This window comes from Natronosalvus caseinilyticus (genome assembly GCF_017357105.1).
Classification (GTDB): Archaea; Halobacteriota; Halobacteria; order Halobacteriales; family Natrialbaceae; genus Natronosalvus; species Natronosalvus caseinilyticus.
This window is the reverse complement of the sequence record NZ_CP071596.1, coordinates 3,756,631-3,773,555: the sequence shown is the minus strand read 5'-3', so window position 1 is coordinate 3,773,555 and position 16,925 is coordinate 3,756,631. Positions and strand designations below refer to the sequence as shown.

14 protein-coding genes are annotated in these 16,925 nt (G+C 64.9%); 2 read left to right on the top strand and 12 right to left on the bottom strand.

The window, feature by feature from the left end; translation table 11 throughout:
* Nucleotides 1-4 precede the first annotated feature (4 nt).
* The 4 genes from J1N60_RS18305 to J1N60_RS18290 all read right to left on the bottom strand — a co-directional run bounded on the left by J1N60_RS18305 (nucleotide 5) and on the right by J1N60_RS18290 (nucleotide 5,730).
* Nucleotides 5-1,429 carry a DUF373 family protein gene (locus J1N60_RS18305; protein ID WP_312909385.1) on the bottom strand — a complete coding sequence of 475 codons (1,425 nt, stop codon included), beginning with the start codon at nucleotides 1,427-1,429 and terminating at the stop codon, nucleotides 5-7.
* Nucleotides 1,430-1,569: 140 nt separating this feature from the next.
* On the bottom strand, nucleotides 1,570-2,568 hold the full coding sequence (gene sppA, locus J1N60_RS18300; RefSeq protein ID WP_312909384.1) for a signal peptide peptidase SppA: 999 nt from the start codon (nucleotides 2,566-2,568) through the stop codon (nucleotides 1,570-1,572).
* A 156-nt stretch (nucleotides 2,569-2,724) separates the two neighbouring features.
* Nucleotides 2,725-3,606 carry a coiled-coil protein gene (locus J1N60_RS18295; protein ID WP_312909383.1) on the bottom strand — a complete coding sequence of 294 codons (882 nt, stop codon included), beginning with the start codon at nucleotides 3,604-3,606 and terminating at the stop codon, nucleotides 2,725-2,727.
* Nucleotides 3,607-3,843: 237 nt separating this feature from the next.
* Nucleotides 3,844-5,730 carry a glycoside hydrolase family 2 protein gene (locus J1N60_RS18290; protein ID WP_312909382.1) on the bottom strand — a complete coding sequence of 629 codons (1,887 nt, stop codon included), beginning with the start codon at nucleotides 5,728-5,730 and terminating at the stop codon, nucleotides 3,844-3,846.
* 163 nt (nucleotides 5,731-5,893) lie between these two features.
* On the opposite strand from J1N60_RS18290, the gene J1N60_RS18285 reads away from it, so the two are divergent.
* Complete coding sequence (locus J1N60_RS18285) at nucleotides 5,894-6,589, top strand: phosphoribosyltransferase (RefSeq protein WP_312909381.1); 696 nt, start codon at nucleotides 5,894-5,896, stop codon at nucleotides 6,587-6,589.
* Nucleotides 6,590-6,689: 100 nt separating this feature from the next.
* On the opposite strand, the gene J1N60_RS18280 is transcribed toward J1N60_RS18285, so the two are convergent.
* Entirely contained in the window at nucleotides 6,690-8,108 is a 1,419-nt protein-coding gene (locus tag J1N60_RS18280; protein ID WP_312912617.1) for an MATE family efflux transporter, read from the bottom strand.
* 350 nt (nucleotides 8,109-8,458) lie between these two features.
* Between J1N60_RS18280 and mtnP the strand changes: the two genes are divergently transcribed.
* Nucleotides 8,459-9,313, top strand: coding sequence for an S-methyl-5'-thioadenosine phosphorylase (gene mtnP / locus J1N60_RS18275; RefSeq protein ID WP_312909380.1), 855 nt, complete (start codon nucleotides 8,459-8,461; stop codon nucleotides 9,311-9,313).
* 17 nt (nucleotides 9,314-9,330) lie between these two features.
* On the opposite strand, the gene J1N60_RS18270 is transcribed toward mtnP, so the two are convergent.
* From J1N60_RS18270 to smc, 7 genes are all read right to left on the bottom strand, one after another.
* Nucleotides 9,331-9,819, bottom strand: coding sequence for a DUF8108 domain-containing protein (locus tag J1N60_RS18270; protein WP_312909379.1), 489 nt, complete (start codon nucleotides 9,817-9,819; stop codon nucleotides 9,331-9,333).
* Nucleotides 9,819-10,325 carry a DUF8108 domain-containing protein gene (locus J1N60_RS18265; RefSeq protein WP_312909378.1) on the bottom strand — a complete coding sequence of 169 codons (507 nt, stop codon included), beginning with the start codon at nucleotides 10,323-10,325 and terminating at the stop codon, nucleotides 9,819-9,821. Before J1N60_RS18265 ends, J1N60_RS18270 begins: the two co-directional genes overlap by 1 nt.
* An 82-nt stretch (nucleotides 10,326-10,407) precedes the next feature.
* Nucleotides 10,408-10,614, bottom strand: coding sequence for a hypothetical protein (locus J1N60_RS18260; RefSeq protein ID WP_312909377.1), 207 nt, complete (start codon nucleotides 10,612-10,614; stop codon nucleotides 10,408-10,410).
* 60 nt (nucleotides 10,615-10,674) lie between these two features.
* Entirely contained in the window at nucleotides 10,675-11,415 is a 741-nt protein-coding gene (locus tag J1N60_RS18255) for a class I SAM-dependent methyltransferase (protein WP_312909376.1), read from the bottom strand.
* Nucleotides 11,416-11,566: 151 nt separating this feature from the next.
* Nucleotides 11,567-12,160 (bottom strand): GNAT family N-acetyltransferase, encoded by a 594-nt coding sequence (locus tag J1N60_RS18250; protein ID WP_312909375.1) that lies wholly within the window; start codon nucleotides 12,158-12,160, stop codon nucleotides 11,567-11,569.
* A 105-nt stretch (nucleotides 12,161-12,265) separates the two neighbouring features.
* Nucleotides 12,266-13,285, bottom strand: a complete 1,020-nt coding sequence (locus J1N60_RS18245; RefSeq protein WP_312909374.1) for a segregation/condensation protein A — start codon at nucleotides 13,283-13,285, stop codon at nucleotides 12,266-12,268.
* Nucleotides 13,278-16,868 carry a chromosome segregation protein SMC gene (gene smc, locus J1N60_RS18240; protein ID WP_312909373.1) on the bottom strand — a complete coding sequence of 1,197 codons (3,591 nt, stop codon included), beginning with the start codon at nucleotides 16,866-16,868 and terminating at the stop codon, nucleotides 13,278-13,280. Before smc ends, J1N60_RS18245 begins: the two co-directional genes overlap by 8 nt.
* Nucleotides 16,869-16,925: the final 57 nt, after the last annotated feature.

The following is a 16,925-nucleotide window of genomic DNA, read 5'->3' as shown; positions in this document are numbered from 1 at the left end:
CGGGTCACTCGGGGTCACGCTGGCTATCGGTGTCGGTGTCGTCCCCGGTGTCGGTATCCGTGTCTTCGTCGACTCCGGTGTCGGTGTCGCTATCGGTGTCGGTATCCGTGTCTTCGTCGATGCCGGTGTCGACGTAAACATTGGAGCCCGTTTCGTCCTCCGTCTTCGGCATCGGATCGGCCGAATCGTCGCTATCGCCCGCCGTCCCCTCGTCTCGAGACCGTGCGGATTTCGACCCACCGTCGGTCAACTCCGCGTCCGCCAGTCGCGACGGTTCTTCTTCCGCCGCTGACTCGTCGCCATCGGCGTACTCGTTTTCAGCGGCGGAGTCGGCAATACGCGAGACGACGAAGACGCCGACCAGGCTGAGAAGAATCGCCAGGCCGACGAAGAGCGCCAGCCGTTGCTCGGCCGTGAACGCGACTCGCCCGAATCCCTGCTGGCCGAACTGCACGATCAGGGGATCGGTCCACCCCTGTTGTTCGAGGAAGAAGCCGCTGAACCCGCGAACGACCAGCCCGACGGAGACGACGAGCGACGGCAGGTGGAGGTAGGAACTGCGAAGGGGACCGTCGTCGATCAGTTCGTCGAACAGCCGGCCCAGGCTGGCAGTGAGCCCCGCGGCGGCCAACCAGGGGACGCTGTCGAAGACGAAGCGCATCGTCGGGACGAGCACCCCCTGCGTGTCCTCGAGGGTCGAGACGCCGAGCGCGCCGACGAAGAGGCCCACGAGGGTCAACCCGATGGCGACGACGTAGGTGACGACTGAGACCTGTCCGGAGTACAACGACTCCCGGAGCCGTTTCGCCGTCCTGGTCAACCGTTCGTCGATGCTGAATCCCTTGTACAGCAGGAACAACCCGATCACGGCCGTGATCGTGGCTGCGCCGACCGCCGGGGTGAACACGCTGGCGAGTATCGGAAAGACGAGCAGGGTCAACCCGAGGGGCACCAGGATGGTCTGGCGAAGCTCCTCGTCGGCCAGGAACTGCTTGAGCAGGTAGTACGTCGACTCGATGTCCCTGGCCTGTCGAACGACCACCCGGTCGACGGCGTCGACCTGCAGTCGGCTCTCGACGATGGGGACGAGTCGCTCGTCTTCGGCACTGTCGATGACGACGACCGCTGAGTCCGGTTCGTACTCGGTCATCAAATCGTCCAGCTGGCGGGCGACCGCCCGATCGGCCGAGACCATCGACTCGCGGTCCCCCGAAACCACCGCGACGACCGTCTCCTCGTCGTCGTCGCGGAGGCTCTGGGCGACCCGCAGGGACTCGAGCAACGTGTTCACTCCCGAGTCTTCCGGGTCGGCGAGGCCGACGTCGGTCACCAGGGCGCGGACGGCTTCCCACCCCACGATTGGCGTCCGGAGACCGGTCCGTCGACCGACGTCGTCGGTTCGGTCGAGACAGACCACCAGCGTTGTCACGGTTTCTGTTGCATTCTCTGCGACGATAAAACCACTCACTCGTTTGGCGGGTCGAACGGCCGTCGGGCCGCGTATCCGAGTTCGTCGGCCCCGTCATCGGCGTACAGCCCCTCGAGTCGATGGTGGACTCCCGGATGGGATCAGGCCCGGAGCCGAAATCCGCGTTCGTGAGCGGTTCCCGAGAGTCCGGCCCCGAACGCGTACGCCAGCGACCGGGCACCCACGCCCACGCGAGCCATCAACGGTCGTTCGGGTTCGAACGCCTCGACGACCACGTCGTCGGCTCCAATCTCGAGCCGTTCGGCCACGGCCTCCTCGACGTCCTCGCGTGGGCCGAGAGCGTCCACCAGTTCGAGGTCGAACGCGTCGGCTCCGAGGTAGACGCGGGCTTCGGTCTCCCTGACCAGTTCAGGATCGAGCCCCCGGCCGTCGCTGACTCGCTTGACGAACGACTCGTAGTAGCCGTCGACGATACCCTGGAGGTACTCGCGCTCGTAGTCCTCGAGGTTCTTCAGGGGAATCCCGGCGTCCTTGTACGCACCTGCGGTGAACTGCTCGTAGGACAGTCCCACCCGATCAAGCAGTTCGGCGGCGTTGACTCGCGAACCGACGACGCCGATGGAGCCGACGATACTGGCGTCGCGCGCCCAGAGTTCGTCGCAACCGCTGGCGATCCAGTAGCTACCGCTGGCACAGAGATCGGTCGCGTAGGCAATCGTCGGGCCGTCGAAGCGTTCAGCCGCGAGTTTGATGTCGTCGCTCGGGACGACCTGCCCGCCCGGCGTGTTGAGTTTCACGAGCAGGGCGTCGACGTTTCCGTCCTCGTCCGCCCGCTCGATCTGGTCGACGACGTCGTCTGCCGGAGTCGAGCCAGGACTGCTGAGGCCGGACCCGCCGCCATCGCGCGTGATCGGTCCCTCGACGGCCACCTCCGCGACGTTGTACGCTGGAAACGCGGATCTGGCGATATTACTCGCGAACCGAAACCCGACCAGCGTCGCCGCGAGCGCGAGCACGACGCCGAGAACGTCCGCGACCGTCGTCGGAACGACGACGAACACGCCGACGCCGGCGACGGCGATGATAGCGGTTCCCAGCAGAACGATTCCTAGTCGAACGACGGTGTGGCTCCCCTTCATCAGTACTCACTCACACACCCGAGTCCACCCGCTGGTGGGTTAATGGTTGACCACGGTCGGCAGCGGGCACACTCGAGCGTCTCGCGAATACTGCTGTCGCACAGCTGTCGCTCGTGGTCGAAAAACGAAGAAAATCTCGAGAGAGAACCGTCGGACTTAGAGCAGGCCGGTCTTCTGGAGCTTCATCAGGTCCTCGGTGTCGAGGGTCTCGCCCTCCTTGAACTTCTGATAGATCTCCTCGGCTTCCTCTTTGGCTTCCTCCTTCTTCTTGTCGCGAGCGGACTGGCGCTGTTTCTCCTCTTTCTTGTCCATCTCGCGCAGGCGCTTCTGGACGCGGACGAAGTCCTCGTGGTGGCGGTCGGCGGCCTCCTGGGCCTCGACGAAGGACTCGTGCATCTCGTCGGCCTCGTCGCGGATGTCGTCGGCCTCGCGGTAGGCCTCGATCATCTGGTTGTGGTGCTCCTGGGCCTTGTCGGCCAGCTCGGTCACCTTCTGGTGGTGCTGGGAGGCCTCGGAACGGACCTCTTCGGCTTCCTCGACGAGTTCCTCGAGGCCGTCGTTGTCCTCGAGCTTGTCCTTGCGCTCGGCGTACTCCTCGCGCTTGGATTCGATCTTCTCGATGAGTTCGCGCTCCTCTTCGGTCGAGAGCACCTCGGTCTGCTGTTTGAACTCTAGCTGTTCGATCTCGGACTCGAGCTGCTCGAGGTCCTTGCCCTCGTCGAGTTCCATGTCGGACTTGAGCGTCTCGACTTTGTCGAAGAGCTTGTTGGCCTCGGCGTTGAGTTCGTTGCGTTTCTCCTTGTGCTCCTGGACCTTCTCGTTGAGCTCGTCGCGCTTCTCGCGGTGTTCCTGGGCCTCGTCGACCTTCTCGCGAGTCTTCGCGTTGAGGTCGTCACGCTTGCCGGCGCGTTCGGAGGCCATCTGGTTCAGCTCGTTTCGTCGGTCCCGGAGCTGGCCGGCCTTCTTGATGAGCTGTCCTTTGGAGTCGTTCTCGAGATGTTCGTCTGTAAGGTCGATGTTTTTCGATTCGTCTACCATGTGTAGTTACCTTCGGTGCCATACCCGCACCGGCCGGCGCAATCGCTCGTGACTCGCGAAAACCCAGTGATAAGATTTCCTGTCATCGATCATCGAGCGATACGCGCCCCGGTGGCGTTCTGGTACCCGATACTACTGGTGCGCACCATTTAAATGTACCGATCCGCTCGACTGTGAAAATCGTTACCAGGGAGCCTGAAACGGTGTGTAATTCACTCGCATGGCTGAACGAACAGCTTATAAATCGTATCGATTCTCGACTGTTCGATCCGGCAACTCGAGGGACAGGACGATGGCATCGGCGTCCGATGGTATGTCGACGCTTCCGGCCGACGCACAGCCCGTCGCGTCGACGGTTACCGACGTCTCACCCGACTGGTCGCCTGTTCGCCAGGAAACCGCCGTCTCGAGCAGTTCGGGGCCGTCGTTGACGACGGTCACGCCGACCTCCTTACCACGGACCGGCTCGGAATCGAGTACCGCCTGCACTGGTTCGTAGGCGGACGCGAGCGCCTCGAACACCGGCTTCGCCTCGCCGTCGACGGTCAGAACGCCCGTGCCCCCGCCCGGCGCGCTATCGCGAAGACTCGAGGCGACGAGCAGGCTGCTCTCGTGGCGACGGAGGGCTTCGGCGACCGTCCGCACAGTTTTTGCCTGCTTCGCGAGGGACTCCTCAGGGCCCGCCGCCCGTCGCTCGAACGAGTCGGCGTCGATGCCCGCGACGGCCGCCGGATCGACGTCGTCGGTGAGCGACGCGCTGCCGAACGCGCCAACGAATCGCCCGAGTGACGGGTATCGGTCGAGGAGCCACTCGACGTCGGTCGCCTCGAGGTAGTGCCAGCCCGGGTAGAGCGTCGTGGCGGTCGCGTCGAGTCCCGGCGCTCCCGTCAGGGGGACGGTTGCGACGGAATCGGGTATCGAGTCGGCGACCTCGAGCGCCCCGCGCTGGTCGACGCCGGCACGCCAGGCCCGCCAGCGAAACGCCAGGCGGGCTCGCCAGCCGCTCCCGAGCGGGTCGGCGAACGGGTCGACCGGTTCGTTTCGAACGCCGACGAGCCCGAGGCTCGGGTGCGAGCCGTAGGTTTCGAGGAGCACCTCGGCCAGCTCCGTCGCGCGGTCGACCTCGAACTCGGGGTCGGTCCCGGTGACCGGCAGGTCCTGCCAGACGAGTATCCCAGCCTCGTCGCAGGCGTCGTAGAACTCGGGGCGTGGAACATGGCCACGCGCGCGTACGAGATTCGCGTTGCAGTCGACGACGCGCTGGACGTCCTCGAGTGGGTCGCCGCCGGGGAGTCGAGCGACCCCGCGGGCTCGGATCGGCCGATCGTTGACGAGCAGTTCGTCGTCGGTGCGCTCGACCGTCCGGAGGCCGACCGTCCGTTCGGTCGCGTCCTCGCCGAGTTTCGCCCGCACCGTGTAGCGATGCTGGTCCCCGTATCCTCGCGGCCACCACAGCGACGGGTCCCGGACCTCGAGCGTTTTCGAGACCACGACTCGCTCGCCGGGGTCGCCCTCGACGCGGACGCGGTCCATCGTCCCGCCGCCGCGAAACCCCTCGGGGCGGAGCGAGAGCGTGATCGAATCGTCGAGCGGGTCCTCGCCGACGTCGACGACGAGTTCGACATTGATGAATGCGGTCTCACCCTCGAGTCGAGGCGTCACCGACAGTTCGTCGATGAACGTCTGCGGGCGCACCTGCACCGCCGCGCCCCACCAGATTCCCGGCAGGCCGAGTTCCGGTGGTACCTCGTCGGTGTCGTAGACGCCGCCGGCGGTTCGCGCCGTCGCGAACTCGAGGTGGAGTTCGGTTTCGGATTCCGGCTCGAACTCGAGTCTCGTCGGAACGAAGTACGGCGCTCCCGCGTCGATCTCGCGTTCGGTTCCGTCGATCCGGACCGACTCGAGGCCGGATGCGCCGTGGAGGGCGAGCAGCGTTCGGTCGTCGGGCGTCGTTCGAGGGTCGGCGATCGTCGTTCGATATGCGAGGCGCTCGTCGGTCGAACGGGCCGCCTCGGCGAACCCGCCCGGTCGACCGGGGACCGAAACGGGGGTCCACCGATCGACGGTCGGCGGCCCACCGTTCGAACGCGATTCGACGACGCCAGCTATCCACTTGCCAGCCATTACCACTGTTCACTGAACGGGGACCAAATAGGTGTTGCGACGGTTCGAGCCCTCGAGGCGCCACCCCTCGTCGTTCACCCCGACCCTCGAGCGACCGCTCGAATCGGATTCAGCCGACTTAAGAGGGACGGCGTCATCGACTCGAGGTAGGTGGCCACACGCAATGTCCGATCTACCGGACGACTTCAAGTGCACGATCACGAACTGGGAGTACATCTACAGCCTCTGTCGAGACGTCAGCGACGACGTTCGCCGCGACGCGTTCGAACCGGACGTCATCGTCGCGCTGGCTCGCGGGGGCTGGTTCGCGGGTCGGTGTATCTGTGACTTTCTCGGCCTCGACGACCTGACGAGCCTGAAGATGGAACACTACGTCGGCACCGCCGAGAAGTCCGGCGAGCCGACCATCCGGTACCCGATGCCCGAGGGGAGCGTCGAGGACAAGGACGTCCTCATCATCGACGACATCGCCGACACCGGCGGCTCGATCAGGCGCGCCCAGGAGTACGTCGAGGATCGCGGCGCCGGCGAGGTCCGGACGGCGACCCTACAACTGCTCCAGACCAGCGAGTTCGACCCCGACTACGTCGGCGAGCAACTCGAGGAGTGGGCCTGGGTCGTCTATCCGTGGAACTTCATCGAGGACATGGTCGACCTGATTTCGGGGGTCATGGAGAAGTCCGACCAAGATTCGTTCACGAAGGCGGACGTCCGTCACTACCTCAAGGAGTATCACGACGTCGACCGGATCGGCATGGAGATCGCCCAGCCCAACCGGCTGACCGAGGTGCTGACCGAGATGGAACGCCGGGGGGTCCTCGAGATGACGGCGCCGGGTGAGTGGGCGCTGGCGGAGTAGCATCTCGAGACTGACACCGCCGACGTGCCCGATGGCGATTTTCGGTCCGGAACTCTCGAGGAGGCGATCGACGCTTCGCTCGAGGCATTCACTCGTTCGTTCAGTCGCTTGAGGACGTACTCGCCGGTTCTGGCCTCGCTTGTTTGGGTTCGTCCTTGCTCTCGCCCTCGCCCTCTCCTTCGCCCTCGTCATCGACGATCGATCCCTTCCAGGTGCCGCGGGTGAAGTAGGCGATGGCAGCGAGCGCGCCGACGACGTCGCCGGCGACGACGCCGATCCAGATACCCATCGTTCCCCAACCGGCGACGAAGATGAGGTAGTACGCCACCGGGACCCGGGCGATCCAGAGAGTGACGACCGAGAAGACGAGCGCCGTCTTGGTGTTCCCGGCCCCGCGGAACGCGCCGAGGAGGACCTGCAGGACGCCCATGAAGACGAACATCGAGGCGGCGATCCTGAGGTACGTGCTGCCGTGGGCGATCGTCTCGGCCGCCCCCTCCTCACCGGACGTCATGAACACGCCGACGATCGGTTCCGGGGCGACGAACGCGATCACTCCCGCTGCGAACATGATCGACGCGACGACGCCGGAGGCGATCCAGGTCGCCCGTCCGGCGCGGTCGGGTTTTCCGGCCCCGAGGTTCTGGCCGACGATCGTGTCCGTCGCCTGCCCCATCCCCATCGCCGGGAGGAAGGCGAGCGAGATCAGTCGGTTGCCCAGGCCGTAGGCCGCGACGACGGCCACGGGAAATGTCGAGACCATTGCCGTCATCGCGATCATCGCGAGCGAACTCATCGACTGCTCGAGCGCCGTGGGGACGCCCAGTCGCGTGATCTTCGAGACGTACTCGCGCTGTGGGACGAGGTGACTCGCCTCGATCTTCGGGCCGACGTCCGTCCCGAACAGGACGTAGAGGCCGATGGCGGTCGCCACGGCCCGCGAGAAGACCGTCGCGACGGCCGCTCCCTCGATCTCGAGGGCGGGAAACGGCCCGACGCCGAAGATGAGTAGCGGGTCGAGTACGAGGTTGACGACGACGCTGACGGCCATCACGCGCATCGGGGCCCGCGTGTTCCCGTAGCCGCGCATGAGCGAGGTGAAGATGAAGAAGCCGAACAGGAACGGCGATCCGAGGAAGAAGATGCGCATGTAGTCGGCCGCCAGGGGGATCACGGTGGCCTTCGTCTCCGGATCCGCCGGAAGCAGTGCGAGCATCGGATCGGTCACGAAATAACCGAGCACGCCGAGGACGATCGCGACGATCGAGATGAACGAGAGCGTCTGGCCGGCGATCAATCCGCCTTTGCCGCTCTCGGCGCCCGTGTGCTGGGCGATGAGGATCGCCCCTGCCGCGGTGAAGCCGCCGCCGATCGAGATCAGGAAGAAGATCAGCGGGAAGGCCAGGCTCAGCGCGCCGACCGATTCCGGCGACAGCGCACCCAGCCAGAAGGTGTCGCCGATGTTGTAGGCGACCTGCAGTAACTGGATGACCATGAGTGGCCACGCGAGTCGAAACATGGGTCGGAGAAGCGGTCCGTCGGTGAGGCCGCTACCGGTCGTCGCAGTCGTCGTGGTCGTTCCTGGGGAGTCGGTGTCGGTCGCCTCGCTCTCGCTCGCACTCGAGTTCGCGTTCGCATTCTCGTTCGCGGTCACGCTCGCGGCCGTACCTGCCGTCTCCTCGAGGGGCTCGGTGCCGGAATCGTCCTCGGGAGGCATTACGAATCGAAATAGTTCTCAGGATACTTGAACTCTCGTACGACGTGATAGCGTGTCACATCGCCCTATCGCCTCGAGCGAGCGGCAGTCGGTGGTGAGCTGGGCCGCACAGATTCCACACCGTTTAGGAACCTCCCCGTCGACGTCGAGGTATGACCATCGGCGTCATCGGCGGAAGCGGTATCTACGAAGCACTGCCACTCGAGAACGTCTCTACGGAGTCGGCGACGACGCCCTACGGCGAGCCGAGCGACGATCTGACGATCGGCGAATTAGCGGGCAAAGAGGTCGTCTTCCTCCCGCGTCACGGCGAGGACCACCGCCACACCCCCACCGAGGCGAGTTACCGGGCGAACATCTACGCGCTCAAGGACGCGGGCGTCGACCGCGTCATCTCGACGAACGCCGTCGGCAGCCTGCGCGAGGACCTGCCACCGCAGTCGCTCGTGATCCCGGATCAGATCTTCGACCGAACGAAACATCGGACGCCGACGTTCTTCGGCGACGGGATGGTCGTCCACATGGGCTTCGCCGACCCGTACTGTCCGGCGATGGTCGACCATCTCGCGACTGCCGCCAAGGAAGCGGCCGAGACCACCGTCCAGGAGAGCGGCACTTACGTCTGCATCGAAGGACCTCAATACTCGACCAGAGCCGAGAGCGAGTTCTACCGCGACCAGGGCTGGGACGTCGTCGGCATGACCACCATCCCGGAGGCCAAACTCGCCCGCGAGGCCGAGATGAGTTACGCGACGGTAACCGGAATCACCGACTACGACGTCTGGAAACAGGACAACGAGGTCACCCTCGAGGAGGTCCTCGAGAACGCCGCGGCCAACCAGGAGTCGATCAACGCGGTGATCGAGCGGGCGGTTCGGACGATGCCCGAGGACTTCCAGAGCGAGGCCTGGTCGGCGCTCGAGGGGACGATCAACACGCCCGTCGAATCGATTCCCGAGGAGACCCGCGAGCGCGTCGAGTTGCTAGCGGGGGAGTACCTCGAGTAGCCGGCCGCCCACGCGCGTCAGTCGTCGAATTCTCGAGCCAGTTCGCCGCGTTCGCTCGTTTCGTCCCCGTCCGTCTCATCCGCACTCGTCTCGAGCGCTGCGCTGCTCGCCTCGCGCTCGAGGCACTCTGGACAGTAGACGTTCTCGCCCCACTCGGGGACGGCCACAGTGGTGCCGAAGAGGACCTGCCGGGTCGCGTACCGGCGCCGCTCGCCGCCTGCCGCGTTGGCACCACACTCGTCGCAGAGGCTCGTGTCGTCGGTCATCCGCTCGCTCGAGACCTCGCGGCGTTTGCCGACGACGTAGACGGGATGGGTCGAGGCCGCCGCGGCCTGCCAGCAAAGCGCCAGTCCGAGGAAGAAGAGGAGCGCTCCGATCCACCAGTAGCCGAGCCACGTCGGGACGAAAAACAGCGAGACCAAGAGCCAGCCCCACAGCAGGGTGAACCCGAGGTTGTCCGCCAGCCGCCGGACCTGCCGGTCGAGACTGATCGGGCGCTCGGGCATCAGGCATCGTCCTCGAGCGCGCGCTCGAGTTCGCGCTTCGCGCTGGTGTCGTTCGTTCGGACGCGCCCGACCTCAGAACTTCGGTCGACGCCTGGACCGCCGCCCGGACGAGCGCACTCGAGACAGTAGTCGTTGATGCCCCACTCGAGGGTGTGCAGCGGGACGCCGAAGACGACGAACTGGCGGGTGTAGCGTCGTCGGAGGCCCTGTCGGCAGGTGGTGCCACAGCCAGCACAGTGTTTGCGGGGGCCGTCGAAGGTGTCCTCGTCGACGCGGTGTTCGACGCCGAAGGTGTGAGCGGGGTAGAGGGGAATCCCGCGGGCGATCCAGAGGACGAAGAGACCGAGGAAGAAGTTCGCCCAACCGAGCAGCATGGCCCAGCGGGTCTGGAAGACGACCACCGGCCAGATTAATAGAAAGGCGAGCGCCACGACCGGGAAGAGCTTTCGGAGGAGGGCGAACGCGCCGAGGCGGGCACGATAGAGTACGTCGTCGGGTCGCGACATCTGTTTATTTGTTTGCTCGTGGCACCCTAAACCATTGCGGTCGGACCCGAGTCACAGGTCGTCGCTCGTCGAACCTCCGCCGTCAGTGACGTCTCGGATCGTCGCTCACGCCCCAGAGCACCCGGTACGCGACGTAACCGATCAGCAGGGCGAACGCGAACATCGCGACGGTTTCGGTGAACCAGACGATCGCGTAGAGCGCTCGAGTGAGCGTTCGCACGAGGACGTACCCGCCGTAGAGGGCGACGACCACGACCAGTCCGCCGAGGGCTGCCTGCACGCGTTCCATACGCGCTTCCTGTCGGCCAGCACCAAAAATCGTCGCGGTCGGTGGCGGTCGGCCCGCTTTCTACTGATCCGCTCGCGCTCGAATTACGAGTAGTTCCGGCCGTCGTAACGCGTCCTCGTACCGCTCTGGGGAGTGCTCCTCGTACGACTCCTGCGGTTTCGGTTCGTCGAACGCCTCGAGACGAAACCCGGCTTCGATAAACGGGGTGACGACCGCGTTCATCGGGCGATAGTACGTCGGAATCTCGACCCCTGGCCACTCGTTCATCAACTTCGTCGTCTCGTCGTAGCTCTCGATACCGGCGCCCGAACGGATATATCGCGGGTGGATAGTCGCGATAACGAGAATCCCACCGGGGGCCAGCAAACGGTGAAATTCCTCGAAGACAGGCCGCCATGCCTCGATGTGGCTGAACACCAGATTGCTGACTAGGAGGTCGAACGAATCGTCGTCGTCGAACTCCAGGTGGTCGGTCAGATCGGCGTGGTAGAAGGTCGCCTCGTCGTCGAATCGCTCTTGTGCACGCCGAATCGCTGCCTCGCTCACGTCCACGCCGGTTACCGTCGCACCCTGCTCGCGGAACCACTCCACGTGATCCCCGCGTCCGCACCCGGCGAGCAACACCCGACGGTCATCGAGTTCCGGGAGAGCCTGTTGCAGGGCGGGCCAGGAATAGTGGCGCTGGAAGTGGCTGTCGCCCCACGGACTCGCCTCGCGTCTCAAATCCTCGTCTGCCTTCTCCGCTAATACGTCGTAACCCGCCGCGACCTGATCGACGGAAGTGGTCTCGCTCTCGTCCAAAGTGTTTCCTCGATACAATTCCTCCACTGACAGTGATATATTTTGTGTGGGCCAGAAATACGCTGTGTTCATGCCCGTCAATGTCGGTTCGCTACGTCCACCGATAGGTGTTTCACCGGTCGATAGCGCCGACTCGAGCGATCCATCTCGATCAATCGACAACCGCTTGCTCGTACTGTTCCCGTAAAACAGTGTACCGGTGTAAGTCGTCGACCCCGTCGCTCATCGGCACCCAGTTCCTGAGCACCCCGTCGTACTGGCCGCCGTGGGCGTTGACGTACGCCTCGATGGCTCGCCTCGACTTCTCGTTGCCGTCGTTGTACCCTGCCGTGACGAGCGCGAGGTCGAGGTGATCGAAGGCGAGTTCCATCAGCGCCGCTGCACGTTCCCTCGAGTAGCCGCGTCCCCAGAACGGCTTCGCGAGAATGAGCCCTAGCTGTCCCGTCTCTCGCTTCCACTCACAGTACAGTCGGGCCGTTCCGGCAAGCTGTCCCGCTCCTTCCTCGCCTTCCTTCGGCCGCACGATGTACTCCGCGGCCTCGCAATCGTTCCACCGTTCCTCTGCGTCGTCGATCTGCTCGAGTGCGTCCTTCGGCGTCCGGTACGGCTCCTGCGGCACGTACTCGAACACCTCGGCGTCCGCCTCCCCAGCCGAAAAGCGGTCGTACAGTTCGAACGTATCGGCGTTCTCGTGACAGAGTCGCTCGAGAACGAGTCGGTCGGTCTCGAGACGTTCCGGGAACATACCCGACACGTGAGCTCGCGCCATAATCAGCGTACTGATGGAACGAATCGTTGGAGATGATGACCGTCCAACTTCCGGAGAAACAGCCAACTCGAGCCGTCCCGCTCAATCCGCGACCGCTTCCTCGACCTCGGGCTCCGGCGTCACGGGTGCGATCCAGAGGTCGCCGAATAACTCGTCCTGCTCGAGAACCAGCCGCCCGCGGTGGGCCAGAAACAGCAACGCGAGGTAGGTCATCACGCGGGTGCCGCCCACGTGATCGATCTCAGCGTACAGTACTTCGTCGCGCCCCTTCTCGTAGTGGGACTCGATTTCGGCCTCGACGTCGTCGATGACGGCCTCGATGTCCTCCTCGTGAGCCGTGTGAGTCACGTCGTCGGCCGTCGGCTCGTCGTCCACTCGGAAGTCGTCCCCCGAGTGGTAGCTCAGCTCCTGCATCCCGCGGCCGTACCCGTGCGGGGAACCACTCGTGTCGTAACTCCTGGAGGACTTCCACCAGGTGCCGCGCTCGGCGTCCCGGAGCTCTCGCACCAGTTCGTCCAGCGTCTCGGGCTTCCCGCGGGCGTGCTTGCGCTCGAGGCGACGATCCATCTCGGCTTCGAGGCTCTCGATGGGGTCGAAGCCCGGCGCCGCGTCCTCCATCGCCGCGTCGTCGGTGAAGGGGGCCTCCCAGGGCGGGAGTTCCTCTTCCTCGGGCTGGTCGGGGGCGAACAGTTCGTCGCTCTTCATCCGGAGGAGGACGCTCGCGTAGAACAGCGCCCGCCCCGACGTTCGGAGGTCGGCGTCGTCGAGTACCTCGAGGAACTTGTCGGTGACGGCGACGATGTCGATGTCCCAGGGGTCGATCTCGCCGTCTTTGGCGAGCTGGACGAGGAGTTCGACGGGTTCGACCTCGTCTTCGTCTTCGCCTTCGTTCCCAGCCTCGTCCTTGCTCTCGCCCCCGTCGTCTCCGCCATCGCCCGCCGTCTCGAGGTCCTCCCTGGTATCCGAGCCAGTGATCTCGCTCTCGTCGAACGCGAGGACCGACTCCCCGACTCTCGAGTTCCCATCAGACCCCGGCCGCTCGCGATCCTCGTGACCGGCGATCTGCAGCGGGATGTCGTTCTCGCTGTCGCCGTCAGTCATCTGCCGGGACCTCTTCGCCGTCTCCGTCTCCGTCGCCGCTCAGGTCGATCCCAGTCACGGCCGAGACGTTGTCCTGTTGCATTGTGACGCCGATGGCTCGCTCGGACCGATCGAGCATCGCCGAGCGGTGAGAGACGACCACGAACTGGGCCCGACCCGCGAGTTCGTCGACCATCTGGCCGACGCGCTCGGCGTTGACCGCGTCGAGGAACGCGTCGACCTCGTCGAGGGCGTAAAACGGCGCCGGGTTGTGACGCTGGATGGCGAAGATGAACGCCAGCGCGGTCAGGGACTTCTCGCCACCGGACATCGCGTCCAGGCGCTGGATGGGCTTGTCGCCTGGCTGAGCCTTCATCGTCAGGCCGCCCTCGAACGGGTCGTCCTCGTCCTCGAGGTGGAGCGTCCCCGTCCCCTCCGAGAGCTTCTCGAAGATGTCGGTGAAGTGCTCGGCGATTGCGTCGTAGGACTCCATGAACGTCCGCTTCTTCTGGGTCTCGTACTGTTCGATTCGCTCGCGGATACCCTCCGCTTCCTCGACCAGCGTCTCCCGTCCCTCCTCGAGGTCGTCGAGGTCCGAGCGCACCTCGTCGTACTCGTCGATCGCTAGCATGTTCACCGGCTCGAGCGCTTCCATGTCGGCCTCGAGCAACTCGACCATCTCGACGACGGTGTCGTGGTCGGGGACGTCTTCGGGGTCGTACTCGCCGACTTCCTCCTCGAGGGCGTCGATCTCCCACTCGAGTGCGCCGGCGCGCTCGCGGGCGGACTCGAGTTTGCTCTCGACGGCGTTGACGCGATCTTGTTGCTGGTCCCGGGCCGTTCGGGCCTCCGAGACGGCCTCCTTGACCTCCGACCGTTCGCCTTTGAGTTCGGCTAACTCGTCCTCGAGTTCCGCGACGGCCTCGCGCTTTTCCTCGAGCTCCCCGCGTTTGTCCTCGATGGCGGCCTCGCACTCCTCGATGGTCGACTCGAGTTCGGCCTTGCGGTTCTGGGCCGTCTCGATGTCGTCGTGGAGGTCCTCGATGGCGTCCTCGGCGTACTGCTTCTCGAGGCCGAGTTCGTTGAGCTTCGTGTCGAGGGCGTCCATCCGCTCTTCTCGCTCGTCGATTTCGGCCTCGAGGTCCTCGATCTGGGCGGTGAGTTCGGGGATCTTCGAGTCGGCGAGTTCGGTCTCGAGGTCGTCGATGGCGGCCTGAATCTCGTCGATCTCTCCCGTGGTCGCCTCGATCTCGTCGGCGATTTCGGTCATTCGCTCGTCGACGGACTCGCGCTCGTCCTCGAGGTCCTCGAGTTTCGTCTCGAGATCCTCGACGTCGCCCTCGATGCGCGCTCGTTTCTCGTCTAGCTTCTCGAGTTCGGCCTCGATCGAGCGCACCTCGTCGGCGGCGTCGGTCTGGCGGTCGCGGGCGTCGTCGAGGCGCTCTTCGACCCCGCGGAGATCGCTCCGGACGGACTGTTTCTCGTCCTGGAGCTGGGTGATCTGGGTCGCGACGCGCTCGAGTTGTCCCTTCCCGCCGCTGGTGAACGAGTACCTGGATCCCTTCCGGGAGCCACCGGTCATCGCCCCGCTCTTCTCGACGAGGTCGCCGTCGAGGGTGACCATACGGTAGTCGCCCATGTACGCTCGGGCGGTCTCGATGTCCTCGACGACGAGCGTGTCCCCGAGGACGTACGAGAAGATGCCCGCGTACTGGTCGTCGAAGTCGACGAGGTTGTACGCGAAGTCGACAACTCCCGGATCCGAGGGCGCGTTCGGCAGCCCCCGTGAGCGCATCTTCGTGATCGGGAGGAACGTCGCTCGCCCGGCGTTGCGCGACTTGAGGTACTCGATGCACTGCTGGCCGATCACGTCGTCGTCGACGACCACGTTCGCCAGTCGGCCGCCCGCCGCGGTTTCACAGGCGACGGCGTACTCGCCGCTCACGCTGCCCAGCTCGGCGACGGGGCCGTGGACGCCGTCGATAGCCGCGTTCTGGATCGTCGTCACCGCTCGGCCGAACGAGGAGTCGCCGCTCTCGCCCGCGTTGGCCTCGAGTTCGGCGTACTCGGCCTGTTTGGCCTGTAACTCGTCGTCGATCTCCTCGAGTTTCGCCTGCAGTTCGCGCTTCTCCTCGCGCAGGTCCTCGACGACGCCCGTGATGTTCTCGCGGTTGGCCTCGGCCTTCTGGAGTTCGCGCTCGAGATCCTTGCGCTGGGTCTCGATTTCGGGGATCGATTCCTGGAGGGCTTCGATCTCGGCCTCGGTTTCGCTCACCTCGTTCGAGCGGCGACGGGCCTCGTCGAGCAGCCGATCCTGCTCGCGCTGGAGGTCGTTCTTCTCGGTCTTCGCCGTTTCGAGTTCGTCCTTTCGCTCCCGGAGGTCGGCTTTGACCTCGTCGTACTCCGTGTCGACGTCGTCGATCTCGGCCTCGAGACGTTCGACCTCGCTCTCGCGTTCCTGCACTTCGGACGTGAGCGAGGCCTTCTCGAGTTTGTACTCGCGCATCTCGTCTTCGAGGTCGGCGACCTGTTCCTGTTTGCGGTCGATCTGGACGAACGCCTCTCGCCGAGTGGATTCGGCCTCCTCGATCCGCTCGGTCGTCGCCTCGATGCGATCCTCGAGGCGGGAGATTTCGCCCTTGACGGATTCGATCTCGCTTTTGATCCGCAACTGCTCGTCCTCGCCCTTGCGCTCGATTTCGGCGTTGAGATCCTCGAGGTCCTCTTCGAGCCTGAGTACCGTCCCCTGGCGCTCGTCGAGTTCGCGCTGGAGCGCTTCGAGGTCGCCCTCGAGGCCGTCGATCTTCTCCTCGACGCCCGCGAGTTCCTCGCGCTTGTCCTCGAGTTCGCTCGCCTTGAGATACCCCTCGTACTCCTCTTTTTCCTCGCGGAGTCGGCGGTAGCGAAGCGCCGTCTGGCGCTCGTCCTCGAGCTGGGCGAGGCGGTCGCGCTTCTCGCCGATGCGCAACTCGGCCTCGTCGATGCGTTCCTGAACGATCTCGAGTTCGCCGAAGGCGTCCTCCTTCTTGGCGTCGAACTCGGCGACGCCGGCGATTTCGTCGATGATCTGGCGCCGGTTGTACGGCGTCATGTTGATGATCTCGGTGACGTCGCCCTGCATGACGACGTTGTAGCCCTCGGGGGTGACGCCGGCCTGGGCGAGCAGGTCCTGGATGTCCGAGAGGTTGACCGAGCGGTCGTTGAGATAGTAGTAGGAGTAGTAGTTGTCCTCGGTGCGCTTGATCCGACGACGGATGCGGATCTCCTCGCAGTCGCCGACGTCGTCGCTGCCGGCGGCGTTGACGACCTGCGAGCGCGTCAGCGTCTCGTCGCTATTGTCGAGGATGACCTCGACGATCGCTTCGCGCGGGCCGGACGACTCTCCTTCGCCGTCGTGGCCCGGGTTGTAGATCAGGTCGGTGAGTTTCTCGGCCCTGATCCCGCGGGTGCGAGCCAGGCCGAGTGCGAAGAGGACGGCGTCGATGATGTTCGACTTGCCGGAGCCGTTCGGGCCCGTGACGACGGTGAAGTCCTCGTAGAAGGGGATCTTCGTCTTTCGGCCGAAACTCTTGAAATTGTCCAGGACGAGCGCCTTGATGTGCATTCGAGATCTCCGTAGAGCGGGCGTCGACCGCCGACGTGAGTCGGGCGAGTCGACGAG

What these genes read in the sequence shown, in the direction of transcription:
- J1N60_RS18265 (WP_312909378.1), bottom strand. Translation starts at nt 10,325, where the DNA reads ATGTCGCGACCCGACGACGTACTCTATCGTGCCCGCCTCGGCGCGTTC.
- J1N60_RS18250 (WP_312909375.1), bottom strand. Translation starts at nt 12,160, where the DNA reads ATGTTCCCGGAACGTCTCGAGACCGACCGACTCGTTCTCGAGCGACTC.
- J1N60_RS18260 (WP_312909377.1), bottom strand. Translation starts at nt 10,614, where the DNA reads ATGGAACGCGTGCAGGCAGCCCTCGGCGGACTGGTCGTGGTCGTCGCC.
- J1N60_RS18245 (WP_312909374.1), bottom strand. Translation starts at nt 13,285, where the DNA reads ATGACTGACGGCGACAGCGAGAACGACATCCCGCTGCAGATCGCCGGT.
- smc (WP_312909373.1), bottom strand. Translation starts at nt 16,868, where the DNA reads ATGCACATCAAGGCGCTCGTCCTGGACAATTTCAAGAGTTTCGGCCGA.
- sppA (WP_312909384.1), bottom strand. Translation starts at nt 2,568, where the DNA reads ATGAAGGGGAGCCACACCGTCGTTCGACTAGGAATCGTTCTGCTGGGA.
- J1N60_RS18280 (WP_312912617.1), bottom strand. Translation starts at nt 8,108, where the DNA reads ATGTTTCGACTCGCGTGGCCACTCATGGTCATCCAGTTACTGCAGGTC.
- J1N60_RS18285 (WP_312909381.1), top strand. Translation starts at nt 5,894, where the DNA reads ATGTCCGATCTACCGGACGACTTCAAGTGCACGATCACGAACTGGGAG.
- J1N60_RS18270 (WP_312909379.1), bottom strand. Translation starts at nt 9,819, where the DNA reads ATGCCCGAGCGCCCGATCAGTCTCGACCGGCAGGTCCGGCGGCTGGCG.
- mtnP (WP_312909380.1), top strand. Translation starts at nt 8,459, where the DNA reads ATGACCATCGGCGTCATCGGCGGAAGCGGTATCTACGAAGCACTGCCA.
- J1N60_RS18290 (WP_312909382.1), bottom strand. Translation starts at nt 5,730, where the DNA reads ATGGCTGGCAAGTGGATAGCTGGCGTCGTCGAATCGCGTTCGAACGGT.
- J1N60_RS18295 (WP_312909383.1), bottom strand. Translation starts at nt 3,606, where the DNA reads ATGGTAGACGAATCGAAAAACATCGACCTTACAGACGAACATCTCGAG.